The 24,207-nt window shown below is 47.1% G+C and carries 24 protein-coding genes and 1 other RNA gene; 20 read left to right on the top strand and 5 right to left on the bottom strand.

Translation table 11 applies throughout. The annotated features are described in order from the left end of the window. Nucleotides 1-474, bottom strand: a complete 474-nt coding sequence (locus AELLOGFF_RS02780) for a YhcB family protein (RefSeq protein ID WP_159267236.1) — start codon at nt 472-474, stop codon at nt 1-3. A 148-nt stretch (nt 475-622) separates the two neighbouring features. Here AELLOGFF_RS02780 and zapE point away from each other — a divergent pair, with 148 nt between their 5' ends. The 7 genes from zapE to AELLOGFF_RS02815 all read left to right on the top strand — a co-directional run bounded on the left by zapE (nt 623) and on the right by AELLOGFF_RS02815 (nt 6,743). Next, a complete protein-coding gene (gene zapE / locus AELLOGFF_RS02785; protein ID WP_159267237.1) occupies nt 623-1,720 on the top strand; it encodes a cell division protein ZapE in 1,098 nt (365 codons plus the stop codon). Between the two features lie 107 nt (nt 1,721-1,827). Continuing rightward, nucleotides 1,828-2,256: a 50S ribosomal protein L13 gene (gene rplM, locus AELLOGFF_RS02790; RefSeq protein WP_103683607.1), complete on the top strand. Its 429-nt coding sequence runs from the start codon at nt 1,828-1,830 to the stop codon at nt 2,254-2,256. A 12-nt stretch (nt 2,257-2,268) separates the two neighbouring features. Then, nucleotides 2,269-2,661: a 30S ribosomal protein S9 gene (rpsI, locus tag AELLOGFF_RS02795; protein WP_159267238.1), complete on the top strand. Its 393-nt coding sequence runs from the start codon at nt 2,269-2,271 to the stop codon at nt 2,659-2,661. A gap of 239 nt (nt 2,662-2,900) precedes the next feature. After that, on the top strand, nt 2,901-3,497 hold the full coding sequence (gene petA, locus AELLOGFF_RS02800) for a ubiquinol-cytochrome c reductase iron-sulfur subunit (RefSeq protein ID WP_159267239.1): 597 nt from the start codon (nt 2,901-2,903) through the stop codon (nt 3,495-3,497). After that, the gene (locus AELLOGFF_RS02805; protein WP_159267240.1) at nt 3,497-5,554 is read left to right on the top strand and encodes a ubiquinol-cytochrome c reductase; all 2,058 of its coding nucleotides are present in this window, start codon (nt 3,497-3,499) and stop codon (nt 5,552-5,554) included. The genes petA and AELLOGFF_RS02805 overlap by 1 nt, the downstream gene beginning before the upstream one ends. Nucleotides 5,555-5,663: 109 nt before the next feature. Continuing rightward, complete coding sequence (sspA, locus tag AELLOGFF_RS02810) at nt 5,664-6,311, top strand: stringent starvation protein SspA (RefSeq protein ID WP_159267241.1); 648 nt, start codon at nt 5,664-5,666, stop codon at nt 6,309-6,311. A gap of 18 nt (nt 6,312-6,329) precedes the next feature. Next, nucleotides 6,330-6,743: a ClpXP protease specificity-enhancing factor gene (locus AELLOGFF_RS02815; RefSeq protein WP_159267242.1), complete on the top strand. Its 414-nt coding sequence runs from the start codon at nt 6,330-6,332 to the stop codon at nt 6,741-6,743. Between the two features lie 42 nt (nt 6,744-6,785). On the opposite strand, the gene AELLOGFF_RS02820 is transcribed toward AELLOGFF_RS02815, so the two are convergent. Genes AELLOGFF_RS02820 through AELLOGFF_RS02835 form a run of 4 tightly spaced genes read right to left on the bottom strand, consistent with a single transcriptional unit; the run spans nt 6,786 to nt 10,273 of the window. Then, nucleotides 6,786-7,358 carry a BON domain-containing protein gene (locus AELLOGFF_RS02820; RefSeq protein WP_159267243.1) on the bottom strand — a complete coding sequence of 191 codons (573 nt, stop codon included), beginning with the start codon at nt 7,356-7,358 and terminating at the stop codon, nt 6,786-6,788. Continuing rightward, complete coding sequence (locus AELLOGFF_RS02825) at nt 7,355-7,963, bottom strand: D-sedoheptulose-7-phosphate isomerase (protein WP_235035518.1); 609 nt, start codon at nt 7,961-7,963, stop codon at nt 7,355-7,357. Before AELLOGFF_RS02825 ends, AELLOGFF_RS02820 begins: the two co-directional genes overlap by 4 nt. Further along, a complete protein-coding gene (locus AELLOGFF_RS02830; protein WP_159267244.1) occupies nt 7,960-8,337 on the bottom strand; it encodes a YraN family protein in 378 nt (125 codons plus the stop codon). Before AELLOGFF_RS02830 ends, AELLOGFF_RS02825 begins: the two co-directional genes overlap by 4 nt. Continuing rightward, on the bottom strand, nt 8,327-10,273 hold the full coding sequence (locus AELLOGFF_RS02835) for a penicillin-binding protein activator (RefSeq protein ID WP_159267245.1): 1,947 nt from the start codon (nt 10,271-10,273) through the stop codon (nt 8,327-8,329). Before AELLOGFF_RS02835 ends, AELLOGFF_RS02830 begins: the two co-directional genes overlap by 11 nt. Before the next feature lie 24 nt (nt 10,274-10,297). Between AELLOGFF_RS02835 and rsmI the strand changes: the two genes are divergently transcribed. The 13 genes from rsmI to murC all read left to right on the top strand — a co-directional run bounded on the left by rsmI (nt 10,298) and on the right by murC (nt 24,203). After that, nucleotides 10,298-11,146 (top strand): 16S rRNA (cytidine(1402)-2'-O)-methyltransferase, encoded by an 849-nt coding sequence (gene rsmI / locus AELLOGFF_RS02840; RefSeq protein ID WP_159267246.1) that lies wholly within the window; start codon nt 10,298-10,300, stop codon nt 11,144-11,146. A 41-nt stretch (nt 11,147-11,187) separates the two neighbouring features. Continuing rightward, nucleotides 11,188-11,538, top strand: an RNA gene (gene rnpB / locus AELLOGFF_RS02845) — RNase P RNA component class A. Nucleotides 11,539-11,809: 271 nt separating this feature from the next. After that, nucleotides 11,810-12,250 carry a division/cell wall cluster transcriptional repressor MraZ gene (mraZ, locus tag AELLOGFF_RS02850; protein WP_159267247.1) on the top strand — a complete coding sequence of 147 codons (441 nt, stop codon included), beginning with the start codon at nt 11,810-11,812 and terminating at the stop codon, nt 12,248-12,250. Nucleotides 12,251-12,261: 11 nt separating this feature from the next. Continuing rightward, complete coding sequence (rsmH, locus tag AELLOGFF_RS02855) at nt 12,262-13,188, top strand: 16S rRNA (cytosine(1402)-N(4))-methyltransferase RsmH (protein ID WP_235035516.1); 927 nt, start codon at nt 12,262-12,264, stop codon at nt 13,186-13,188. 33 nt (nt 13,189-13,221) lie between these two features. After that, nucleotides 13,222-13,569 (top strand): cell division protein FtsL, encoded by a 348-nt coding sequence (gene ftsL, locus AELLOGFF_RS02860; RefSeq protein ID WP_159267249.1) that lies wholly within the window; start codon nt 13,222-13,224, stop codon nt 13,567-13,569. Further along, nucleotides 13,553-15,277, top strand: a complete 1,725-nt coding sequence (locus AELLOGFF_RS02865; protein ID WP_159267250.1) for a peptidoglycan D,D-transpeptidase FtsI family protein — start codon at nt 13,553-13,555, stop codon at nt 15,275-15,277. Before ftsL ends, AELLOGFF_RS02865 begins: the two co-directional genes overlap by 17 nt. Beyond that, nucleotides 15,277-16,755: a UDP-N-acetylmuramoyl-L-alanyl-D-glutamate--2,6-diaminopimelate ligase gene (locus AELLOGFF_RS02870; RefSeq protein ID WP_159267251.1), complete on the top strand. Its 1,479-nt coding sequence runs from the start codon at nt 15,277-15,279 to the stop codon at nt 16,753-16,755. The genes AELLOGFF_RS02865 and AELLOGFF_RS02870 overlap by 1 nt, the downstream gene beginning before the upstream one ends. After that, nucleotides 16,716-18,116 carry a UDP-N-acetylmuramoyl-tripeptide--D-alanyl-D-alanine ligase gene (locus AELLOGFF_RS02875; protein WP_159267252.1) on the top strand — a complete coding sequence of 467 codons (1,401 nt, stop codon included), beginning with the start codon at nt 16,716-16,718 and terminating at the stop codon, nt 18,114-18,116. The genes AELLOGFF_RS02870 and AELLOGFF_RS02875 overlap by 40 nt, the downstream gene beginning before the upstream one ends. Continuing rightward, nucleotides 18,116-19,198 carry a phospho-N-acetylmuramoyl-pentapeptide-transferase gene (mraY, locus tag AELLOGFF_RS02880; protein WP_159267253.1) on the top strand — a complete coding sequence of 361 codons (1,083 nt, stop codon included), beginning with the start codon at nt 18,116-18,118 and terminating at the stop codon, nt 19,196-19,198. The genes AELLOGFF_RS02875 and mraY overlap by 1 nt, the downstream gene beginning before the upstream one ends. Nucleotides 19,199-19,225: 27 nt before the next feature. Next, the gene (gene murD, locus AELLOGFF_RS02885) at nt 19,226-20,581 is read left to right on the top strand and encodes a UDP-N-acetylmuramoyl-L-alanine--D-glutamate ligase (RefSeq protein WP_159267254.1); all 1,356 of its coding nucleotides are present in this window, start codon (nt 19,226-19,228) and stop codon (nt 20,579-20,581) included. Next, nucleotides 20,578-21,717: a putative lipid II flippase FtsW gene (ftsW, locus tag AELLOGFF_RS02890; protein WP_159267255.1), complete on the top strand. Its 1,140-nt coding sequence runs from the start codon at nt 20,578-20,580 to the stop codon at nt 21,715-21,717. The genes murD and ftsW overlap by 4 nt, the downstream gene beginning before the upstream one ends. Continuing rightward, nucleotides 21,704-22,792 (top strand): undecaprenyldiphospho-muramoylpentapeptide beta-N-acetylglucosaminyltransferase, encoded by a 1,089-nt coding sequence (gene murG / locus AELLOGFF_RS02895; protein WP_327785472.1) that lies wholly within the window; start codon nt 21,704-21,706, stop codon nt 22,790-22,792. The genes ftsW and murG overlap by 14 nt, the downstream gene beginning before the upstream one ends. Next, nucleotides 22,782-24,203, top strand: a complete 1,422-nt coding sequence (gene murC, locus AELLOGFF_RS02900; protein WP_159267256.1) for a UDP-N-acetylmuramate--L-alanine ligase — start codon at nt 22,782-22,784, stop codon at nt 24,201-24,203. The genes murG and murC overlap by 11 nt, the downstream gene beginning before the upstream one ends. Nucleotides 24,204-24,207 lie beyond the last annotated feature (4 nt).

Raw genomic sequence — 24,207 nt, forward strand, 5'->3', positions numbered from 1 at the left:
TTATACGAGGGGCGGAGTGGGTTCTGGGTTGTCGCTAGGTTTCTTTTCTGAATCCATGCCAAACTCTTCGTGCAGGGCACCTTTTTTGCCCGGTTGTTTGGGGGCGTAATCAAGAGGCGGGGCAACTGGTGCGGCCTCGACGGGTTTGCTGTCGAGTACTGGGCGACCCTCTGGTATAGCTTGTAAGGGGCTGATGCCAGAACTGTGAAGGTTTTGAGCGCCATCGACAATGTGGTTGTGAACGCTACGGTAGCTTTCGGCTAGTTCGTTGAGCAGTTCGCCGGTGCGGTCAAAATGGCTGCTAACCTGTTGTTGGTAATCTTGCTGTTGTTGCTGCATATCGTTGAACTGCTTTTCTAGTGCAGCGCGATTTTGCTGTCCCGGCTTTGTGCGGCCTAGTATGAAATAACCAATCGCTGCGCCAAGAAGTAGGCAGGTAATAGCGACGACGATTAATGAGCTGATGTCTTGCACAGAGGTTCCTCCGATGAGTTGACGTTGTTGTCACTCCTTGGCGTTAGTATAACCGCTCGCTGCTTTGGGTTCAGTATTCCTCGATAAAAAATTGCCAATTCGCTTGCGGGTCGGTACAGTTGCGTCCGTCTTGTAAGAGGCTTCTAAAATGTCTACCCCCCTACAACGTTATCAGCAAGACCTTACCCAGGTCGATTTTTCCTATGATTCTGCGCAAGAGCATGCGGTCCAGTGTTTGCAGCGTCTTTACGACGACTTAGTGACGCAGATTCCGCAGGAAAATAACGGATTTATTTCACGTATGTTTGGGCTGAAGCAGGCATTGCCACATGTTAAGGGTTTGTATTTTTGGGGTGGGGTTGGTCGGGGTAAGACATATTTGATGGATACGTTTTTTGATACCCTGCCTTTTGAAAATAAAATGCGGGCGCATTTTCATCGTTTTATGCAGCGAGTTCACCGTGAGTTAAAGTCGTTATCTGGTGAAAAAAACCCATTGATCATCGTGGCGGATCGTATTGCTGATGAGGCTAGGGTTATTTGTTTTGACGAGTTTTTTGTTTCAGATATTACTGATGCAATGATCTTGGCAGGATTGTTCGATAGGCTTTTTTCAAGAGGGGTGGTGCTTGTAGCAACATCCAATATCGTACCTGATGGTTTGTATAAAGACGGTTTGCAAAGGGCGAGATTTTTACCGGCAATCGCGTTAATAAAGCAAAGTGTAGAGGTTGTTAATGTCGATGGTGGTGTTGATTATCGGCTGCGCGCCTTAGAGCAAGCTGAGTTATATTACAGTCCCTTGGGCGAGTCTGCTGATCAAAGTTTGGCTTTGAGTTTTAAGCGTTTGGCGCCTGAGGTTGGCAGCGCTGATAAATTGCTCGATATTGAAGGGCGTCAAATTCGAGCGCGCTTTGTTGCAGATGATGTGGCATGGTTCGAATTTTCTGAGTTGTGCGATGGTCCGCGTAGTCAATATGATTATATTGAATTGGCGAGGGTGTTTCATGCGGTGTTGGTTAGTAATGTGCCGCAGATGGGGGCGGGAAGAGAGGATCAGGCTCGCCGCTTTATAAATTTGATTGATGAGTTTTACGACAGGAATGTAAAGCTGGTATTATCTGCGGCGGTCCCGCTAGCGCAACTGTATGCAGGCGGTCGGCTGGATTTCGAGTTTCAGCGCACCCAAAGTCGCTTGCTTGAGATGCAGTCAGAAGAATATCTGGCCTGTGAGCATCGCTCTTAGGGCATTGGTAATTATGACTTATAAAAGCAATATTTTCCTTGAAAAACCCACGGCCCTTATGTAGTATTCGCGCTCTTTGTTCGGTACGGGCCCTATAGGCGAGAAACATGAAAACCTTAAGTGCAAAACCCAGTGACGTAATACATGACTGGTATGTGGTAGACGCCGCCGACAAAACATTGGGTCGTTTAGCCAGTGAAATTGCGCATAGACTGCGCGGTAAGCATAAAGCTGAATATACGCCTCATGTTGACACTGGCGACTATATTGTTGTGGTTAATGCGGAAAAGATCCGTGTTACAGGCAACAAAGCAACTGGTAAAATCTATCATCACCACACTGGTTATCCAGGTGGCTTGAAGTCTATAAGCTTTGAGAAGTTGATTGATAAAGCCCCTGAGCGTGTGATCCAAGGTGCGGTAAAAGGCATGTTGCCTAAAAACCCGCTGGGTCGTGCAATGTTTAAGAAATTGAAAGTCTACGCTGGAACTGAGCATCCTCATACTGCTCAGCAACCAGTTGAACTGAATATATAACGGAAGCGCAATATGTCAGCCAGCCAGTATTACGGTACAGGTCGCCGTAAAACCTCCTCAGCTCGAGTGTTCCTGAAGCCAGGTACCGGAGCTATTTCAGTTAATGCGCGTACTCTTGATCAGTACTTTGGTCGTGAAGTTGCGCGTATGATCGTTCGTCAGCCACTTGAGCTGGTCGAAATGGCTGAAAAGTTTGATGTGACTGTAACTGTTAGCGGTGGTGGTAGTTTTGGCCAGGCTGGTGCAATTCGTCACGGTATTACTCGCGCTTTAATGCAGTATGATGAAGGGCTTCGAAGCGGTTTGCGTAAGGCAGGCTTCGTGACTCGTGATTCACGCGAAGTTGAGCGTAAGAAAGTCGGCCTGCGTAAGGCACGTAAGAAGCCGCAATTCTCCAAGCGTTAACCGCGAAGGCCGTCAGGTCTGTGGAGATTGCCGCACGGCACTCGGAAAACGCCCACGAGCTATCATGTGGGCGTTTTTTTTTGCTCAAATGATGGTCATACTTTTGGGCTTTGCTGTGTATTAAAGTTGTCAGAAGGGGCCAAGTTCATTACTATTTGGTCCATTTGTGATTTTGGATTTGACACCGTTTGAGAGAGGCGGGGTCTGCCTGAGTTTTCGTATATTATGGGGGAATCGTCATGAGTAGTGACGGCATAAATACAGGGCGTCGGCGCTTCTTGACGGCTGCAACATCAGTTGTGGGTGCAGCAGGGGCCGTCGGTATTGCGACACCGTTTGTGGGTTCTTGGAACCCAAGTGCTAAGGCTAAGGCTGCAGGCGCGCCGGTAAAAGCAGATATTGGTAAGTTAGAAGCTGGCCAGATGGTTGTGGTTGAGTGGCGCGGTAAGCCAGTTTACGTGGTTCGTCGCACCGAAGAGCAACTTGCTGGCTTAAAAAAGCTTGATCAGTATCTTAAAGATCCTGATTCTACAGGTTCTCTGCAACCTACGTATGTTGATACATTATCTCGAGCGATTCGTCCTGAATTTTTGGTCTTGGTTGGTTTGTGTACTCACCTAGGCTGTGCACCTAAGCATCGTCCAGAGGTTGGTGTTCCTGATTTAGGTGGAAGTGCTTGGTTGGGTGGCTTCTTTTGTCCCTGCCATGGTTCACGATTTGATTTGGCCGGCCGTGTATATCAGGGCTCGCCTGCATCTACAAACCTCGAAGTTCCTCCGTATTCATTCGAAGGTGACAGTGTGCTTGTTGTCGGTGTTGATCAGGGGGCTGCGTAATGATCAAGATGTTAGTAGGGCTGCGTGACTGGGTTGATGCCCGCCTACCTATTATGCGTGCATGGGATACCCATATGGGTAAATACTATGCGCCAAAAAACTTTAATTTCTGGTACTTCTTCGGTGTTTTATCTCTAGTTGTATTGGTAAACCAGTTACTAACTGGTGTTTGGTTGACTATGAGCTTTACCCCTAGCTCTGAAGAAGCATTCCGCTCTGTTGAATATATCATGCGGGATGTCGAGTTTGGGTGGATCATTCGGTATATGCACTCAACAGGCGCCTCAGCGTTTTTTGTCGTAGTGTATCTACATATGTTCCGTGGCTTGATATACGGTTCCTATAAAAAACCCCGTGAATTGATCTGGGTTTTCGGTATGTTCATTTTCCTTGCGTTGATGGCAGAAGCCTTTGTGGGCTATGTTTTACCGTGGGGGCAGATGTCGTATTGGGGTGCTCAGGTTATTATCTCGCTGTTTGGTGCTATCCCTGTTGTTGGTGAAGATATTGTTCAATGGATTCGTGGTGACTACCTGATCTCCGGTATTACGTTAAACCGTTTCTTTGCACTTCATGTGGTTGCGTTGCCAATCGTATTAATCGCATTAGTTGTTTTGCATCTTCTTGCTCTTCACGAGGTCGGGTCAAACAATCCTGATGGTGTTGAGATTAAAAAGAACAAAGATGCTAATGGCATTCCGCTAGATGGTGTTGCGTTCCACCCTTATTACACTGTGCATGATTTAACGGCTATTGCTGTATTCATGTTTGTATTTGCGGCCATTATTTTCTTTGGGCCGGAAATGGGTGGCTATTTCATTGAGTATGCTAACTTTGAAATAGCAAATGGCTTGAAAACGCCTGAGCACATAGCGCCAGTTTGGTACTTTACGCCGTTCTATTCTGTATTGCGTGCGGTGCCTGACAAGTTACTAGGCTTTGTTGCTTTTGGTGCATCAGTTGCGATCTTATTCTTGCTGCCTTGGTTGGATCGCAGCCCGGTGAAATCAATTCGCTACAAAGGGCGTGTCAGTAAGGCTGCTATTTTGATCTTTGTTGCCGCGTTCTTAATATTGGGCGTGTTGGGCGTAAAAGCGCCAACTGAAGGGCGTACTTTATTGGCGCGTATATGCTCGGTAATCTATTTTGCTTTCTTCATCTTGATGCCATTTTGGACGAAATGGGAAGCAACTAAGCCAGAGCCTACGCGGACAACTGATGGTGGTATGGGCTTCTGGAAAAGTATGCTTGTGTTGCTTGTGGTGATCTTGCTTACTGTGCTGCCGTTAAAAGCCGCCGGGTCAGAATCAGCATTCAATTGCGGAACCATGGCTTGTGATGAGATTGATACCGATGTGACGAATATTCCGTCGCTGCAAAGCGGTGCTAAGACCTATATGAACTATTGTATGGGTTGTCACTCACTTGAGTATGGCCGTTATCAGCGGACTGCGGATGATCTCGGTATTCCAGTCGATTTGTTTGAGCAAAACTTGAAGTTTGACGGTGATGCTAAAATTGGTTCATTGATGACCAATACAATGGCCGCAGAAGATGCAAAAAAGTGGTTTGGCGCTGCACCGCCTGATTTGACATTGGTTGCGCGTGCACGTGGTACAGACTGGCTATATACCTATCTGCGGACATTTCATTCTGATCCTTCACGCCCCTGGGGTGTGAATAACAAAGTGTTTAAAGACGTGGGTATGCCTCATGTCTTAGCCGAGTTACAAGGCATGCCTGAGTGCGCGCCAGGGCCTGTTCATGCCCATAATGGTGGTGTGTTGCGGGACCCGCTGACCGGTAAGGATGTTTTGTTTGGAGAAGATGGTAAAGCGTTGAATCCCTGTGGTGCTTTTACTTATTCACCTGAGGGCAGCCTGAGTCCAGCAGAATATGATAAGGTAATCTATGATTTGGTTAATTTCTTAGATTATGTTGGTGAGCCTGCGCAGGTGAAAAGCAAGCGCATTGGTGGATTCGTCTTGTTGTTTATTGCTCTTTTCTTTGTGTTTACTTACTTATTAAATCGTGAATATTGGAAAGACGTGCATTAAAGGTTCACTGCTTACGTGTTTGGTAAGTAGGGGCTTGTAAAAGTTGGCGGGTGGCTCTAGTGAGGGCTACCCGTTTGTTGTTTTAGTTTATTAATTTGAGGTGCAATCAATGGGCGTTGTAGCCAAGCGTTCTACCATGACTTTCTTTTCCGACGCAGCAAGTCATTACTGTCATCGGGTGAGGATTGTATTGGCCGAAAAAGGCGTGACTGTTGATATCGTCGACGTAAAGCCGGATAACCTGCCGGAAGAAGTTGCCGAGCTGAACCCATATAACACTTTACCTACGCTGGTTGATCGTGATTTGGCGTTATATGAATCTAAAGTGATGATGGAATATTTGGATGAGCGTTTCCCACATCCACCTCTGCTTCCTGTATACCCTGTTGCGCGGGGTGAAAGTCGTCAGTACATTTACCGCATTGAGCGTGATTGGTGTCGCCTAGTTGACGAGTTGCTTGCAGGAAGCAATCAAAAAAATGCTGATAAAGCGCGTAAAGAGTTGCGTGATAGCTTGTTAACAGTGGCACCAATCTTTGACGAAAAGCCATTTTTTATGAGTGAAGAATTCACGTTGGTTGACTGTTGTTTAGCACCTATTTTGTGGCGTTTGCCCCAGCTAGGTGTGGTTATACCGCAGACGCGTCAATCCAAGCCATTGTTGGAGTATATGGAGCGTTTATTTGAGCGTCCAGCTTTCCAAGAGAGCTTGACTGAGAAAGAGCGTGAATTGCGTAATGAGGCGTCAGTAGCATAAGCCGCTGATTGAATTAGTATGGCAATGACTTCTAGTCGGCCCTATATGGTCAGGGCTATTTATGAGTGGGTTCTGGATAATAACTGCACGCCATATATATTGGTAGATGCTTTGCTTGAGGGGGTGTTTGTGCCTCAGCAATATGTGCAGGATGGTCAGATTGTCCTGAATATTTCACCGTCGGCGGTGATGGGGCTAAATGTCGGTAATGACATGATAAGCTTTAGCGGCCGTTTTGGTGGTGTATCTCAGGAAGTCAGTGCGCCGATAGGTGCTATTTTGGGGGTGTACGCGAAGGAAAATGGTCAAGGTATGTTATTTGATGCCGAAGAGCCTACTCCCCCGCCTACGCCTTCAGGTGATCGGCCTTCCGCATCATTAAGTAAAATACCTTCTAAATCCAAACCACCCAGTCTAAAGGTGGTTAAATAACACTAAGGTTTGGCTCTGATGCCAGGGCTTAGTGTTTGTGTCTTAATAGTATTCAAAAACGCGTACTACTTTCTGTACCCCGCCGGTTTCGCTAACCATGGTTGCCGCAGCATCGGATTCAGTTTTTGAAACTAAGCCCATTAAGTATACGATGCCGTTTTCGGTCACCACCTTAATTTTTGATGCGTCTAATTGATCATTGAGTGATAGCCGGCTTTTTGCCTTTGTACTTATCCATGTGTCATTACCGCGAGCTAGCATGCTGATATCGGTGCCGGTTGCTAGTTCATTGTGTACTTTGCGGACTTTTTTAACCTTACTTGCAACCTCTCCAGCTAGTTGTTTGAGTTCGTTATTCGCTGTGTTGCCTGTTAATAAAACAATACCGTTGTAACTAGTTGCCGTAATACGTGATGCGTTTAACTCGGGGGAGGTTTTGTTAATGTTGACTAGGACCTTGGTTTCTATGATCTCGTCGTCAACATAGCTTCCTAGGCTGCGGCTGCCTGGGTCGTCGGTTATGGGTTTGTCCGTTGTTGCGGTAATAATTTGTGTGCAAGCACTCAGCTGGACTAAAAGGGCAAGTGCTAATGTTTTGGGTATTAAGGCGTTCATGGGTAGGTTGTTCCAAATAAAAGTGTGTCAATCAATTCGCAAATACTGTGTACTGCGACAAGTTGCATTTCAATCGCTCTAGCGCGGTCTTCAACCGGGAATGTTAATTCGATGTCATTAGGCAGCAGTAGCGCGCTGGCGTCACTTGCTTTGACATTGCTTAGGGAGATAATGCGCATGCCACGTTCGTGCGCAGCCTGTATTGCTCTTAGGGTGGCGGTGGAGCCGCCGCCGTTATAACAAAGTACCAAGCAGTCGCCTGTTTGGCCTAGGGCGCGAATTTGATTGGCATAAATATCGTTGTAGCTTGAGTCGGCAGCGATAGCAGTTGCCGCGTCTGAGCTGAGAACCATTGCGGGAAGGGCGGGGCGCTCATGTTGGTAGCTGTTGAGTAAATTGGTCGCTAAGTGATGAGCGATTAGTCGGCTGTTGCCTTCTCCGCAGCAGATTATCTTATGTTCGTGCAGCATACTTTCAACTAGACATTCGCTAGCTTGCGCGATCACTTCAGCGAGCGCTTCCATGGTGTACATGCAGCTTTCGATATGCCGGTGAAATAAGTCTATAACTTGTTCAGAATAATCCACGGTAATTTTATTTTTCACTCCTGAAAGGCATTTACTAACCAGTTGAAATGTAATTTTCCGGTCTTGTCGCTACTAGCTTCAATGACATCAAAGCGACAAGGTAGTTCAGTGTAACGCCCGTGGCTAAGAAAGTGCCGCGCGGCAAGAATAATGCGCTGTTGCTTTTTAGTCGTTACGGTTTCGGATGCGGTACCAAAAAAAGTAGTTTTTCGGTATCGCACTTCCACGAAAATCAAATGCTGTTCCGATAAGGCGATGATATCAATCTCGCCAAATCGGCTCAGGTAATTTTGATGCAGTATTTTGAGCTTGTGTTTCTTAAGTAAAAGGCAAGCGCCTTGTTCTGCGAGCGCGCCGATTTCTTTGCTGTTATTTGGCTTTTTAAAAATCATTAGCCTTATCGCTGTTTATATCCGCAGTAGGGTTAACTACCGCAATGCCATCTTTAATTTCAGCTAATGAAAGTTCACGTTCAATTTGTCCAAGCATATTAAGTGTCAGGGTTCCTGTCTCTCCAAATACTTGCCCGCTAGCGCCATTTTGCAGTTGTTTTAAACGGAGGTGCAGTCTAAAGCTATCAACACCCAGTGCGTACATACGCTCGTAGCGAGGACTAGATGGGATGCCGGCGCTAATATCTTGACGAATCGTAGAATTCTCATCAAAAATCCAAGGAATGTCGATAAAGCGTACGCCGTTGATATCTTGGTCTTTTCCAGGGGCATTGTTGCCTCTGTAGATGTGGGAGGTGGCATAAACCGGAATGTCGCCTGCATAGTGGTAGGCAAGCAGTGGTTTTATGGCGCGACCTTCGTTGGGTCGTGCGAGTAGGAAAATAAAATCAACGTCAGAGCGACGATAGGGCTCGTAGTCGGGGCGTATACCTATAATTTGTTGAAGGCGTTTTAAACGCTGTTGGCTACGGTCTATTTGCAGTGTGGATTTTATTTGTTCTGAGTAGTTGTTTTTTGTGGTGTCGAAGGTTTGGTTAGCAACTATCTTGCCATTTAGGTTGCGCCAGCGTTCGGCAAAGGCGTTGGCCACTTTTTGCCCCCATGCGCCCTCGGGGCTAAGAATTAACGCGCGGACATAGCCTTTTTTCGCGGCAATCTCGGCAATTTGTTCGGCCTCTTCTTCTGGGTTGAGTCCAAACTGGTATAAGCCACTGGGAAAGTTCTGGCCATCAATTCGGTTTAGGGCGAGTGTGGGAACGGTCATTGAGTTCGTGTGGCGTGAGGCGAGTGCGCTTAAGTTTTCCTTCTCTAGAGGGCCAATAATAAGCTTGTTGCCTTTATTTATAGCGGCTTGGTAGAGCGAATTAATGTCGTCGGTATTGCTGTCGTATTGATTGATTTGAGGTACATTCCCGCCCTGAGTGAGCGTGTCGTAATAAGCGGCAAAAAAACCATCGCGGATTGCTTTGCCATAGGCTGCAAGCCTTCCTGTTACGGGAAGGATTAATGCGACTTGGCTAGGTCTTTCAATAATTAAATCATTGAGTTTGTCTAGGCCGCCGGGAAGTGAGTCGTGTGCGGGGTGTTTTGGCCAGTTCCGGAGCCAAGTATCTCGTTGCTGCACTTGAGCTTCAATATTGTTTTGGTTGTCTTTTGCTATAGAGGCGAGCTCCAGCCAGCCTATGTAGTCTTTATTGGTGGCGCTGTTAATATTGTTTGCTAATACTGTAGTTGGTATTTGCATTAAGGATGCCCATATGGACTCCCTGTTGAACGGTTGTTGGCTGGGGCTGAGCAATGGGTCTATGAAAATTCTTTCACGTGCTGCGGATAGGTGGTCGCCTTCGATTTCGTAGAGGGAGGCGCGAAGCTGGCTATATTGCATTTGTCGACGAATGGGCGCGTCAAGCACAGCTTTTTCTACTATTGAGTCTGATAATTCTGCAAGCGCTTGTTGAAATTCTGCATGACCACGTAGTACGCGTGCTCGAATAAGCGCTAAGCGCAGTGCTTGGTCTGGGTTGAGTTCTGGGCTAATGAGCTCGCCAACAACGTCATCAGCACGGGCAAGTTCTCCTTCCCGCAGAAGCACTTCTGCTGCTCGTAGCAATAGTTCCGCAGAGTCTTGAGTGTCCATCGTTTTGGCGTTAGCAAGCCATTGCTCTGCCGTGTCGATGTTTACTGTGGCGGCGTTAAATTCTTGCTGTGGGCTAACATTGGGGCGCGGTCTAATGGTGTATTTTTCGCTGCTACTTTGTCGTGATTTAAGCGGTTTGGTGGGCGTAGAGCCGCAGCTCGCCAAGGAGATGGCGACAATTAATAATATAAAAGTTCTTGTAATCATGGTTTCGCCGTTGTTAGTCTGCGCGGTCATTGGAATTCATTGTGAGGCTTGCTTGTGGATAATGCCGCCACCCTCTACGTTGTTGCCACACCGATTGGTAATTTAGCGGATATGGTACCCCGAGCTGTAGAGGTCCTACAAACAGTAGCGCTCATTGCCGCCGAAGATACTCGCCATAGCAGGGTTTTACTTAATCATTTTGACATAAATACGCCACTCTGTGCTTATCACGACCATAGTAATAGCTTCGAGCTTGAGCGCCTAATGGTTCATTTGCGTGAAGGCAAAAATCTAGCGTTAATCTCAGACGCGGGCACGCCCCTGGTTTCTGATCCTGGCTATCGTTTAGTAGATCAAGCACTGCAGGAAGGGATAAAAGTCGTTCCCATTCCCGGTGCGTGCGCGGTGATTGCAGCTTTAAGTGTGGCTGGTTTACCCTCAAATAGGTTTATGTTTGAAGGGTTCTTGCCTGCCAAGCAGCACGCTCGATTAGCGGTGCTGAAAAGCTTGCAGCGAGAGCAAAGGACAATGATATTTTATGAGGCACCGCATAGAATACGTGAGAGTTTGGCGGATATTAGTGCTGCAATGGGTGGTGAACGTACGGTGGTGATGGCGCGGGAAATAACTAAATTGTATGAAACTGTAAAGCGTTTGCCCGCCGCTGAATTGTATGAGTGGGTGAGTGCGGACAGTAATCAGCAGCGCGGCGAGTGTGTAATATTAATAGAAGGGTTTAAAGGGGATATTGATATACCTGCAGAGGTTATTGATACCCTTAATGTTTTGCGGGCGGAGCTGCCGCTTAAGCAAGCTGCTAGCTTGTGTGCCAAAATCAGTGGTCTTAAAAAGAACCGTTTATATCAATATGGTTTGGATTTCCCGCTGGATCGAGGTGTATAAAAGCGCTTGCTAAATGGTGAACTACTGGTTATTCTTACAGTTGAGTCGGCCAGACGATCGCTCTTCAGTTTTCTGTTGAGAGGAAAGTCCGGGCTCCGCAGGGCAAGGCGCCAGGTAACTCCTGGGAGGTGCGAGCCTACGGAAAGTGCAACAGAAAATACACCGCCTAAGTAGCGCAAGTTACCGGTAAGGTTGAAATGGTGCGGTAAGAGCGCACCGCGCGACTGGCAACAGCTCGTGGCATGGTAAACCCCGCCTGGAGCAAGGCCAAATAGGAATCCAGCGCTGTGGCCCACAGTGGATTCGGGTAGGCTGCTAGAGGCTTGCGGTGACGCAGGTCCCAGATGAATGGTCGTCCAAGACAGAACCCGGCTTATCGGCCGACTCAATTTCTCTCCTTTATTTATTAAAAAACCATTAACACTTAATGTTCTACATTAAGTCGCTGGCGCATGTCTTTGTTTTGTCAAAATTAGCTTAAATTCCGCATTGTTCTTGCCATGATTATTCACGCAAGTTATTGACGTATTTACAAAAAATCCCTGCTATTTCCCTCTTGTGTAGCTTGACACTTGTGCTTGCTAGTTCCTATAGTGTGCGTTAGTGGGTAAAAGTGGTTTTTAGTGGTTTTTTGCGGTTTAAATGCGGAGCTTGGTGGGAATTATGTTCCTTGGTAGTCACACAATCACAATGGATAGTAAGGGGCGCTTGGCGATACCAGCCAAAATTCGCGACGCCTTAATGTCCGCGTGTGAGGGTCGTTTAGTGATTACGGCTCATACCGAGGAGCGGTGCTTGCTGGTTTATCCCGAGCCGCAGTGGCTTGATTTGCTTCCAAAGATAGAGGCGCTTCCTAATATTCATCGTAAAGCGCGCCTCGCTCAGCGTTTATTGTTGGGTTATGCCACGCCGTTAGAAATGGATGGCAATGGTCGTGTGCTGCTGTCCCAGCCTTTGCGGGATTATGCTGATCTAGATAAAAAGTTGCTGCTTGTGGGGCAGGGTAAGAAATTAGAGCTGTGGAGTGAATCTGGCTGGTTTGAATGGCTGGGTGCAGCTGGGGAGGGAGAAATGCCAGAAGAAATGTTGTCCCTTTCCCTTTAGGAGAGAGTCCATTGGAACAACATTTAACCGTACTGCTAAATGAGGCTGTTGAGTCTTTGGTGACGGATACCGACGGAAGCTATGTTGATGGCACGTTTGGTCGGGGCGGACATAGCCGTTTGGTTTTGTCGAGATTATCATCAACTGGCAGTTTGCTGGGAATAGATAAGGATCCTCAGGCAATTGCTGAAGGGGAGCAGTTGGAGATTGATGACTCGCGATTTCGTATAGCACGGGGTTCTTTTGCTGAGTTATCGGATCTTGCAGAGCACGTTAAGTTTGCAAGACCGTTTACAGGTGTATTGCTTGATTTGGGTGTGTCTTCACCACAGTTAGACCAGGCTGAACGTGGCTTCAGCTTCATGCGTGATGGTGACTTGGATATGCGCATGGATACCGATAATGGCTTGAGTGCGGCGGAGTGGATTGCCACTGCGGAAGAGTCGGAGATGGTGAAAGTACTGCGAGATTACGGTGAGGAGCGTTTTGCAAAGCGAATTGTGCGAGCAATTATCGCAGCGCGAGAAGAGGCTCCAATTACTCGCACATTACAGTTGGCCAAAATTGTTAGTGAAGCAAACCCTGCTTGGGAGAAGCATAAGCACCCAGCAACGAGAAGTTTTCAGGCAATTCGAATTTTTATAAATGACGAGCTGACAGATTTAGAGCGTTTGTTGGGTAATGTGGTGGATCAGCTTGCTGTAGGTGGGCGCTTGGTGGTGATTAGTTTTCACTCACTGGAAGATCGTATGGTTAAGCGATTCATGCGTCGGCAGTCTGAGGGTGATGATGTACCTGCATATATACCCGTTACTGAAAGTCAGCGTAATCGTCGTTTGAAAATAATTGGCAAAGCGATTAAAGCATCAGAACAAGAGATTGAGATGAACCCTAGGTCGCGAAGTGCGGTGATGCGAGTGGCTGAAAAACTGGCTTAAGGTCTGGGCTTAAATTAAGAGCAGAGGTGGTAGATGTTGGAAAAAAAACAGCGCATCTCGAGCAAAAAAAGATATAGGGCAGAGGACAGTGTGCCGGCTCCCATTGGCGGGGTGGCAGTGCCATTGTTTATTTTGTTAGTGCTTATTTCTTGTGTCGCCGTGGTTCAGAGTTCGCATAAAAGCAGGAAGTTGTTTGGTCAGCTACAAGATTTACGACGGGAAGCAATGGTGCTTGAAGAGGACTGGGGACGATTGTTACTTGAGCAGAGTACATGGGCTTCGCCAGATCGAGTGCAAGATCTGGCGGTTCAGAAATTAAAAATGCAAGCGCCTAAAGCGCGGGAAGTGAAAATGGTTGGGGGTTATGGGAAAGCAGGTTAAAGCACCTATTTCACCGTGGCGTTTCCGTATGGTTGTGGGAGCGCTGCTTTTGCTCGCCCTGCTTTTGGTGTGGCGAACTCTAACTTTGCAGGTGTTGGATGTTGATCGCGGTTATGAGTTCTTACAGGGTCAGGGGAATGCGCGCACCAATCGTACTGAGCTAATACCTGCGCATAGAGGAATGATTTCCGATCGTAATGGCGAACCTCTTGCGGTAAGTACCCCCGTTGCATCAATTTGGGCAAATCCGAAAGAATTGAAGAATGCAAAGGGTGAGTGGGCACGTCTTGCTGCTAGCCTTGATATGAAAACAGAGGATTTGTCGCGTCGTATTGATCGTTATCGCAATAGTCAATTTATGTATTTGCGTCGCCATATGGCGCCGGGTGTGGCCAAGCAGGTCATGCAGATGAAGATACCTGGAGTGTATTTGCAGCGAGAATACCGTCGTTTTTATCCTGCAGGAGAAGTGACGTCGCATGTACTTGGTTTTACAGATATTGATGATCGTGGCCAAGAGGGCTTAGAGCTGGCATACGATGAATGGCTTAATGGTACGCCAGGAAGAAAACAGGTCCTAAAAGATTTATACGGCAATATCATTAGGGAGATAGATGCCGGTGAGGCGGCTAGGCCGGGTAAAGATGTCCAGCTAAGTATAGATCTGAGATTGCAGTATCTCGCCTATAAAGAGCTTAAAACGGCAATTGCAAAAACCGGCGCTAAGGCCGGTTCGGTCGTTATTATCGACAGTGAAAATGGCGAAGTGCTGGCGATGGTTAATCAGCCTTCTTTTAATCCGAATAATCGCAGCCAGCTGGTTCCCGATGCAATGCGTAATCGTGCTGTTATCGATATGTTTGAACCCGGCTCGACCGTGAAGCCATTAACAATTGTTGCGGGTTTAGAAAGTGGTAAATACAAGCCCGAAACCATAATTAATACCAACCCTGGTTACATCAAGGTTGGTCCAAAGCTGCTTGAGGATCATAGGAATTATGGTTCGATATCCGTTGCTCAGATATTAAAAAAATCAAGCCAAGTTGGTACTACCAAGATTGCACTTTCTTTGGATGAGCATGATGTGTGGGGTGTATTTAACCGCTTCGGGCTTGGTCGTTCTACGGGTTCGGGTTTTCCTGGAGAAAGTAATGGGCTGTTGCCTAATCGGCCTAATTGGCGGCCTATTGAGCGAGCCACCTTTGCGTTTGGATATGGTCTTACAGTAACAAATTTACAGCTTGCACAGGCATATTCGGTATTAGCAAACAGGGGTATGTTCCAGCAGGTATCGTTATTAAAACGCACCGAAAAGCCGGTAAAGCAGCAAGTGATTTCTGCAAAAATTGCACGTCAAATTGTCGATATGCTTGAGGGAGTTACCGAGCTGGGGGGGACTGCAACAAGAGCTCAAGTGGATGCTTATCGTATAGCTGGAAAAACAGGAACCTCGCATAAAGCGATAGCCGGAGGTTATGCAGAGGATCGCTATTTTGCTTTGTTTGCAGGGGTTGCGCCGGCAAGTAACCCTCGCATTGTAGCGGTTGTCACCATCGATGAACCTCGGGGAGATTATTTTGGTGGTCTAGTAGCGGCGCCGGTATTTTCCAAAGTGGTTTCAGATGCGCTGCGCCTTTTAAATGTTGCTCCGGATAATCTTGAGCCGGAAGCCCCTAAGCCAAAAGTGAAGAGGGACTCTGCAGCGTGATGACTGAGCAACAGGATTATACGGTGCCGCGATTGTTGGGTGACTTACTGCCTGGCTTGTCTGCGGAAGTGGCTGCAGTGCCGGTAACTGGCTTAGCTCTGGACAGCCGTAACGTGCGACCTGGTGATGTGTTTCTAGCTGTGAATGGCCACAGTGTGGACGGTCGCGATTATATAAAATCCGCTATTCAATCAGGGGCTGTCGCTGTTGTTGCTGACGCGCCGTTTGATGCTGCACAGTGGTCTTTGCCGGTAATTGTTGTTGAAGATTTATCTGCCAAGTTAAGTGATATCGCTGGACAATTTTTTGATCACCCTTCGTCACAATTGAAGCTAATCGGTATTACTGGAACAAACGGAAAAACCAGCTGCGCATGGATGGTTGCACAGTTATTGGAGGTGATTGGAGAGCCTTGTGGATTAATAGGCACGTTGGGCAACGGGAGGTTCGGTCGTTTAAACAGTGGTAATAACACCACGCCTGATGCCGTGTCGGTACAGGCATTATTAAGTGATTGGCGAGATGGCGGTGCCGGCTGGGCAGCGATGGAAGTTTCCTCACACGGTTTGGCTCAGCACCGAGTAGCTGCACTGCAATTTACAGCGGCTGTGTTTACCAATTTGACGCAAGACCACCTCGATTACCACGGTTCTATGGAAGCCTATGGAGAGGAAAAATCACGATTGTTTCGCTGGTCTGATTTGCAGTTGGCGGTGATTAATCGTGATGATGAATTTGGCCGGCAGTTAATTAAAAGATCAAAGGCTCAGCGAGTTGTAGACTTCAGCGTATTTGATAATCGGGCAATGGTATACGCCGAGGATGTGCACTGCGATATGGAGGGTATTCGTGCGCGCTTACTAAGCGCGTGGGGCGACCTAACGATTAAGTCATCTTTACTTGGCGGTTTTAATCTTTCTAACTTATTGGCTGCGATTACGGTGTTACTTGGTCTGGGCGTTCCAGCTAAAAAGATTGAGGCGGCATTGCCCTCGTTAAAGCCGGTGCCGGGACGAATGGAATGTTTACGGTCTGCAGATAATGTTCTTGTGGTTGTTGATTACGCACATACCCCAGATGCTTTGCAAAAAGTATTAGAAACTTTACGTCCAATTATTGATGGGCAGATTATTAGTGTAATGGGCTGTGGTGGCGATAGGGATAAATCAAAGCGGCCGTTAATGGGGGCTATTGTCGAGCAATATTCGGATCGAGTTTGGGTAACAAACGATAACCCTAGAACCGAGTCGGCAGATGCGATTGTTGCAGATATTTGCGAGGGGATGCGTAAGCAACCAGCGGTAGAGTTAGAACGAGATGTAGCAATAAATACGGCTATTCGAACTGCTAAGCCAGGTGATGCTGTGCTACTGGCAGGTAAGGGGCATGAAAATTACCAAGAAATAGCAGGGCGACGTTTGCCTTTTAGTGACCTCCAATGTGCGCGATTGGCCTTGGCAGCGAGGTCAGCATTGTGATTGTGCCAATGACTTTGCAGCAGCTTGCAATGTGCACATCAGGAACGCTGTGTGGTGAGAATGTTCAATTCCATGGGGTGTCAACAGATAGTCGCCAATTGGATAAAGACGATTTATTTGTGGCCTTGTCGGGTGAGAGTTTTAACGGCAATCAATTTGTTGAAGTAGCAAAAATTAAAGGAGCTAGCGCAGCATTAGTTTCTGAGGCAACGGATAGTATTCCCAGTGTGCTAGTTGCTGATTGTCGTCATGCTTTTGGTTTAATGGCCAGAGAAAATCGTCGACAATTTACTGGTGCGTTGGTAGCCGTTACTGGAAGTAGCGGCAAGACCAGTACCAAGGAAATGTTAGCGAGTATTTTTTCTCAGTGTGGAGAGGTATTTGCCACCCGAGGGAATTTGAATAATGAAATTGGCGTGCCTTTAAGTTTGCTTGCTATAGAGAAAAAGCATCGTTTCGCTGTTATTGAAATGGGTGCAGCGAAACAAGGTGATATTGCCTATTTGTGTGAATTTGCAGAGCCCGACATCGCGATTTTAACCAATGCGCAACCTGCGCATATTGCTGGTTTTTTATCGCTGGAAGGTGTGGCGAAGACCAAGGGTGAGATATTTCGCGGTTTGCCCAAGCATGGCCTTGCGGTCATAAATGCTGATGATACGTTTTGCGAATATTGGCAAGAAAATGCCGCGCATGTAAAGCAGTGTCTATTCAGCCTTGTGCGGGAGGATGTAGATGTGTTTGCGCGTGATATCGACTTAAGTGTGCCCGGTACGGTTAAATTTGAATTGGTGAGTTTCAAAGGTAAAGCAATAGTATGTATGCCGCTTTCAGGCAGGCATATGGTTGCCAATGCATTGGCCGCCGCTGCGGCGTCATTATCCGCTGGGGTTAGTCTAAGTGACGTTGTTGCCGGTCTAGAGGCAATGAAAGGCGTTAGTGGTCGCTTATTGCGCAGAGAGATTGCTGGAGTGGCAGTAATTGATGATAGCTACAATGCAAACCCTGGCTCTGTGCGGGCAGCAATTGATGTGCTGGCTAGTAGTGAAGGTAGAAAAATACTGGTTATGGGGCATATGGGCGAGCTTGGTTCAGAAGCTGGTTTACGACACCGAGAGATCGCAGCCTATGCGCGAGAAAATAAACTTGATGCCCTATTTGTTGTTGGTGATTTCGCATCATTAATGGCTGATGAGTTTGGTCAGCAGAGTTTCGCATTTGCGAATAAACAAGAAATGATATTAATGATGAACGTTTTTGTAAAAGCAGGGGATACCGTCTTAGTGAAAGGGTCGCGAAGTGCGGGAATGGAAGACGTGGTTGATGCCCTTTCATCTGAATTGCTAGGGAGGAATAGCTAATGTTGCTATTTCTTTTTGAGTATTTAAGTCAGCACGTAAGTGGCTTTGCGGTTTTTCAATACCTGAGTTTTCGCGGGATTCTTGGTGTGTTGACGGCGTTGGCGATTTCTTTGTTAGTCGGCCCAGTGATGATTCGAAAATTAAATTATTATCAAATCGGTCAAGCCGTACGTGATGATGGTCCGCAATCTCATTTAAGTAAGTCTGGCACTCCTACCATGGGTGGCGCATTGATACTGGTCGCGATTTTTACTAGTACATTACTTTGGTCTGATTTACGAAACCCCTTTGTATGGACGGTATTGCTTGTTACTGCGATATTTGGTGCAGTCGGTTGGGTTGATGATTACCGCAAGGTGATTGAGCGGAATCCACGAGGACTTCCTGCTAGATGGAAATATTTTTGGCAGAGTGTAGCTGGATTAGGCGCTGCCATTTTTCTTTATATGATTGCCGATAGTCCTGTAGACACACAATTGTTTTTCCCGTTTTTTAAAAATGTAAGTTGGCAGATGGGCGCGTTTTTTATTGTGCTAACGTATTTTGTGATTGTTGGGTCAAGTAATGCCGTTAATTTAACAGATGGTTTAGATGGCTTGGCGATACTTCCTACCGTCATGGTAGGGGCCGCTTTGGGTTTGATTGCCTATTTAACAGGAAACATAAAATTTGCCGAGTATTTGCATATTCCTTATGTGGCTGGGGCTGGTGAATTGATTGTGATTTGTGGCGCACTGGCAGGTGCCGGACTTGGTTTTTTATGGTTTAACACCTACCCCGCGCAAGTGTTTATGGGGGATGTTGGGGCGCTGGCATTGGGAGCGACACTTGGCACCGTGGCGGTGATTACCCGCCATGAAATAGTATTTTTTATCATGGGTGGCATTTTTGTTTTAGAAACAGTGTCGGTGATATTACAGGTTGCTTCCTTCAAGTTGACAGGTAGGCGCATTTTTAGGATGGCGCCTATACATCATCATTTTGAATTAAAAGGGTGGCCGGAGCCCAGGGTAATCGTCCGGTTTTGGATAATCACAGTCGTGTTGGTGTTATTCGGCTTGGCAACATTAAAACTTCGATGAAAATAGTTATATGAGATTGGTGCTGGCGTGAATTTAATCGCATCTGATAATAGACGGATTGTTATTGGTTTGGGAAAAACCGGGCTTTCTATCGCCCGTTATTTTTCAAAGCAAGGTCTATCGTTTACGGTGGCAGATAGTCGCGATATTCCGCCAGGATTAGATGTGTTTAGAAAAGAGTTTCCTGGTATTGAGCTCATATTGGGTAAGTTTGACGAGAAGCAATTTTTATCGGCAACAGAGCTTGTGATCAGCCCGGGTATTTCATTGGCGGAGCCAGCGATTGCTGCCGCTAAGGAAAACGGTGTTCATATCTCTGGTGATATTGAATGGTTTTGTCGTGAGGCGAACGCACCGATAATTGCAATTACCGGTTCAAATGGTAAGAGCACAGTGACAACTTTAGTCGGGGAAATGGCTGTTTGCAGTGGTCGCAAAGTGGCCGTTGGTGGAAACCTTGGGGTGCCAGCCTTAGATTTACTTAATGATGAAAATGAGCTCTATGTGCTGGAGCTATCTTCATTTCAGTTGGAGCGCTGTGCATCCGTAGGTGCGGAAGTCGCAACGGTATTAAATGTAAGTGAAGATCACCTCGATCATCACGGCAGTCTTCTTAATTATCATCAAGCAAAACATAAAATATTCAGGGATTGTAAGCAGGTCGTTGTTAACAGAGATGACCCGCTTAGTACGCCGCTTATTCCTGATGATGTGGTGCGGTGGAGTTTTGGTTCTGGGCGTTCAGATTTCCGAGCATTTGGAATCGTTGAGCAGGACGGGCAGCAATATTTGGCGCTAGCGAGAGAGCCGCTGTTAGCAGTAAACGCAATGAAGATCACTGGCAGTCACAATGTTAACAATGCCCTAGCCGCACTCGCTATAGGTAGCGCAGTTGGCTTGCCAATCCCTGCGATGTTAACAGCGTTATGCGATTTTACAGGTCTAAAACACCGCTGTGAATTTATTGCCGAGATACAAGGTGTGCGTTATTTCAACGACTCAAAGGGTACTAACGTAGGCGCGACAGTGTCGGCGCTAGGTGGTTTGGCCGATGAGGGAAAAGTTGTTCTTATCGCCGGTGGTGTCGATAAGGGAGCAGACTTTTCGCCGTTAATGGATGCGCTTGAATCGCATGGGCGGGCTGCCATTTTTATTGGTGAAATGGCGCTAACACTAATGACGATGCTTGCAGATCGTATTCCTAATGTCATTAGTGAAACCATGTCTGATGCAGTGAGCAATGCTTGTGAATATGCTTTGCCTGGTGACGTGGTGCTGTTGTCTCCGGCCTGCGCAAGCTTTGATATGTTTGATAATTATGAACATCGAGGCAATGTGTATACCGATGCTGTGCTGGCATTAGCTGGAGGTGAGTCAGTATGAGTTATTTGCAAACCAGCTTGGCAGATTTGAAAGGGTTTGACCGCCACCTACAGCTAATATTAGTCGCACTGTTAATGGTGGGTTTTGTTGCCATGACATCGGCTTCGATAGAGCATGCCGCGAGCCGTTATGGTGATGAGTTTTATTTCGCTAAGCGATATTTATTCCATTTTAGCTTGGCGTCGGTGTTAAGCATTGTGATGTATCTCACCCCAATCGATGTTTGGGAGCGCACCGGTTGGCTGCTACTACTGTTAGGTTTTGTGGTGCTGGCCTTAGTGTTGATTCCCGGTGTGGGACGAGAGGTAAACGGTAGCCGTCGTTGGATTGCACTTGGGCCGTTGACGCTACAAGCGTCAGAATTTGTAAAGCTTTGTGTGATTTTTTATCTGGCTGGTTATTTAGTGCGTAGGCATGATGAAGTTAGGCAAAGTTGGTCGGGTTTTGTTAAGCCAATGGCGTTACTTTTTGCACTGACTTTACTGCTTATGCTTGAGCCTGATTTTGGCGCAACTGTGGTCACAGCAGGCACGGCCTTTGTCATGATATTTCTTGGCGGCGTAAAGCTTGGGCAATTTTTATTAGTCATTCTAAGTTGCATGGCCGGTGCGGTGGCGATGGCAATCTTTGAGCCGTATCGGATGAAGCGTTTAACAGCGTTTACCGATCCCTGGGCTGATCAGTTCAATACCGGATATCAGTTAACGCAATCGCTTATCGCTTTTGGTCGCGGCCAGTTTAGCGGAGTAGGGTTGGGGAATAGTGTACAGAAATTATTCTATTTGCCAGAGGCGCATACTGATTTTGTGTTCGCTATCTTTGCGGAGGAATTTGGTTTCCTAGGCACATTAGTAATACTTGGCCTCTTTGTCGCCTTGATCGGTCGGATTCTTTTTATTGGTCGCTATGCAGAGTCTATGGGTAAGCAATTTCATGCTTTTGTTGCCTATGGAGTTGCGACGATGATCAGTGGTCAGGCATTTATTAATATGGGGGTTAATGCAGGCCTGCTTCCGACCAAAGGTTTGACCTTACCCTTTATGAGTTACGGCGGTAGTAGCTTGATGGTGTGTATGAGTATGGTGGCGCTGGTTGGACGAATTGAACGGGAGTGTCGGAGGCATGATGGCCGCTGAACGGACCGTATTAATGATGGCTGGCGGTACTGGCGGCCATGTGTTTCCCGCCTTGGCGGTGGCAAAAACATTGGCTGAACGTGATGTTGACGTGCATTGGCTGGGAACCGCTGTGGGAATTGAAGCGCGTTTAGTGCCAGCTGCGGGTTTGCCACTACATTGTTTAAATATGGCGGGTGTGCGTGGTAAAAACCCACTTTTTAGATTATTGGCAATCTTAAAGGCCGCCTTTGCCGTGTTGCAAAGCATGCGTTTAATTTTACGTTTAAAACCTTTCTGTGTGGTTGGCATGGGAGGGTATGCCTCTGGTCCAGGTGGCTTAGCCGCGAAACTACTGGGTGTGCCGCTTGTGATTCAAGAGCAGAATGCAGTCGCAGGTACAACGAATCGTTTACTAGCCAAAATTGCCACTCTATGTCTGACGGGATACCCGATTGATTTAGGGGGCACTAAGAACCGATATATTGGTAATCCTGTGCGTCGTGAAATTGCGATTACTGATGATCCGGCCGTACGGTGGGCTGAGCGAAATGGACCGTTACGGGTGTTGGTTTTAGGCGGTAGTCTTGGTGCAAAACCCATCAATGATGTTGTTCTTCAAACATGGCAGGAGCTGTCAGAGGCAGATCGTCCATTATTATGGCATCAGACTGGTCGCACTCACGAGAGTGCTGTTCAATCTGCATATATGGAAGCTGGGATTGAAGTGTTAGCTGAGGCCTTTATCGATGACATGGCGGCAGCGTATAGCTGGGCTGATATTGTAATTTGTCGAGCCGGTGCATTGACAGTTGCTGAGTTGGCGGCGGCAGGCGTGCCTGCAGTATTGATTCCATTGCCACATGCCATTGATGACCATCAGCGCGCCAATGCTAAATGGTTTGCCGGTGGTGGTGCAGGAGAAATTATCGATCAAAAAGACTTCTCTGTGGCGGCGCTTATAACGTGGTTAAAAAGTGCTAAGGCAGAGAGAGCAACACTGCTGGTGAATGCGTTAGCAGCGAGGCAGCTTGCTAAAGTAGATGCTGCTAACGTGGCTGCGGATTTTTGCATGGAGTATTGCCATGAGTCCTAAGCATCCATTTGTTGTTCCAGAAATGCGCAGAGTGAAGCGAATTCATTTCATTGGTATTGGCGGTGCGGGCATGTGCGGTATTGCCGAAGTGCTATTGAATCTGGGCTACGTTATTTCTGGTTCAGATTTAAAAGCCTCGTTAAGTACCGCTCGGTTACAACAACTAGGTGCTCGTATTGCATTTGGGCACCGGGGCGAAAATATTGGTGATTCAGATGTGGTCGTGGTGTCCAGTGCTATTAATGATGCCAATCCAGAGATTATTGCTGCACGGCAACATCGAGTACCCATTGTTCGCCGCGCGGAAATGTTGGCTGAGTTAATGCGTTATCGTCATGGTATTGCGGTGGCAGGTACGCATGGTAAAACCACAACGACGAGTTTGATTACTTCTATTTTTGCCGAAGCAGGCTTGGACCCAACTTTTGTTATAGGTGGTCGCGTTAACAGTGCTGGAACAAATGCCGCACTGGGAGAGAGTCGCTATTTAGTGGCGGAAGCCGATGAAAGCGATGCATCGTTTTTGCATTTGCAGCCAATGGTGTCGGTGGTAACAAATATAGAAGCTGATCATATGGCAACGTATGACGGTGATTTCAGTAAGTTAAAGCGTACGTTTATCGAATTTCTTCATAATTTACCGTTTTACGGTATGGCTGTGGTTTGTATTGATGACCCGGTGGTGCGTGAGTTATTGCCAGATATTGGTCGGCCAACCTTAACGTACGGCTTTAGCGAAGACGCTGATTTTTGCATCCATTCCTTGAAAAAAATGGGGATGCAAAGTCAGTTTTCAATAAGCCGCCCTCATGGTGCTGAGTTGGCTCTTTGTCTTCATCAGCCGGGAGTGCACAACGTATTAAATGCGGCTGCGGCAGTAGCTGTGGCGAGTGATGAGGGCTTGGTGGACGACGCCATCTGCGCGGGTATTGCGAATTTTCAGGGCGTTGGACGACGCTTTCAGCGTTATGGCGAATTAGCCTTAAGTGACGGTGAGTTTATGTTGGTTGATGATTATGGTCATCACCCGACAGAAGTCGCAGCAACCATCTCTGCGGCAAGACAAGCTTGGCCAGATCGACGCCTCGTTATGTTATATCAACCGCATCGCTATAGCCGGACAAAAGATTTATACGAGGATTTTGTTAGGGTTTTATCAACGGTAGATAGCTTATTACTACTCGATGTCTACTCCGCTGGTGAGGAGCCGATAGCTGGCGCTGATAGCCGAAGTTTATGTAGAAGCATTCGATTGCAAGGTGGCGCATTTGAGCCGGTGTTTGTAGAAAGTACGGATTCGGCATTCGAGTTACTAAAGGCAAAGGTGCGTCCTGGAGATGTTTTACTTACTCAAGGGGCGGGGAATATTGGCGCGTTGGCACAACAGTTATCAGATCAGGATTGGGTGTAGGGCT

It is taken from the genome of Zhongshania aliphaticivorans (assembly GCF_902705875.1).
In the GTDB taxonomy this organism is placed as follows: Bacteria; Pseudomonadota; Gammaproteobacteria; order Pseudomonadales; family Spongiibacteraceae; genus Spongiibacter; species Spongiibacter aliphaticivorans_A.

Coding starts and splice junctions, on each gene's coding strand:
- zapE (WP_159267237.1), top strand. CDS start 623: ATGTCTACCCCCCTACAACGTTATCAGCAAGACCTTACCCAGGTCGAT.
- petA (WP_159267239.1), top strand. CDS start 2,901: ATGAGTAGTGACGGCATAAATACAGGGCGTCGGCGCTTCTTGACGGCT.
- mraY (WP_159267253.1), top strand. CDS start 18,116: ATGTTGCTATTTCTTTTTGAGTATTTAAGTCAGCACGTAAGTGGCTTT.
- rplM (WP_103683607.1), top strand. CDS start 1,828: ATGAAAACCTTAAGTGCAAAACCCAGTGACGTAATACATGACTGGTAT.
- AELLOGFF_RS02835 (WP_159267245.1), bottom strand. CDS start 10,273: ATGACCGCGCAGACTAACAACGGCGAAACCATGATTACAAGAACTTTT.
- mraZ (WP_159267247.1), top strand. CDS start 11,810: ATGTTCCTTGGTAGTCACACAATCACAATGGATAGTAAGGGGCGCTTG.
- murC (WP_159267256.1), top strand. CDS start 22,782: ATGAGTCCTAAGCATCCATTTGTTGTTCCAGAAATGCGCAGAGTGAAG.
- AELLOGFF_RS02870 (WP_159267251.1), top strand. CDS start 15,277: ATGACTGAGCAACAGGATTATACGGTGCCGCGATTGTTGGGTGACTTA.
- AELLOGFF_RS02830 (WP_159267244.1), bottom strand. CDS start 8,337: ATGATTTTTAAAAAGCCAAATAACAGCAAAGAAATCGGCGCGCTCGCA.
- sspA (WP_159267241.1), top strand. CDS start 5,664: ATGGGCGTTGTAGCCAAGCGTTCTACCATGACTTTCTTTTCCGACGCA.
- ftsW (WP_159267255.1), top strand. CDS start 20,578: ATGAGTTATTTGCAAACCAGCTTGGCAGATTTGAAAGGGTTTGACCGC.
- murG (WP_327785472.1), top strand. CDS start 21,704: ATGATGGCCGCTGAACGGACCGTATTAATGATGGCTGGCGGTACTGGC.
- AELLOGFF_RS02875 (WP_159267252.1), top strand. CDS start 16,716: ATGTGCGCGATTGGCCTTGGCAGCGAGGTCAGCATTGTGATTGTGCCA.
- ftsL (WP_159267249.1), top strand. CDS start 13,222: ATGTTGGAAAAAAAACAGCGCATCTCGAGCAAAAAAAGATATAGGGCA.
- AELLOGFF_RS02805 (WP_159267240.1), top strand. CDS start 3,497: ATGATCAAGATGTTAGTAGGGCTGCGTGACTGGGTTGATGCCCGCCTA.
- AELLOGFF_RS02820 (WP_159267243.1), bottom strand. CDS start 7,358: ATGAACGCCTTAATACCCAAAACATTAGCACTTGCCCTTTTAGTCCAG.
- AELLOGFF_RS02865 (WP_159267250.1), top strand. CDS start 13,553: ATGGGAAAGCAGGTTAAAGCACCTATTTCACCGTGGCGTTTCCGTATG.
- rpsI (WP_159267238.1), top strand. CDS start 2,269: ATGTCAGCCAGCCAGTATTACGGTACAGGTCGCCGTAAAACCTCCTCA.
- AELLOGFF_RS02815 (WP_159267242.1), top strand. CDS start 6,330: ATGGCAATGACTTCTAGTCGGCCCTATATGGTCAGGGCTATTTATGAG.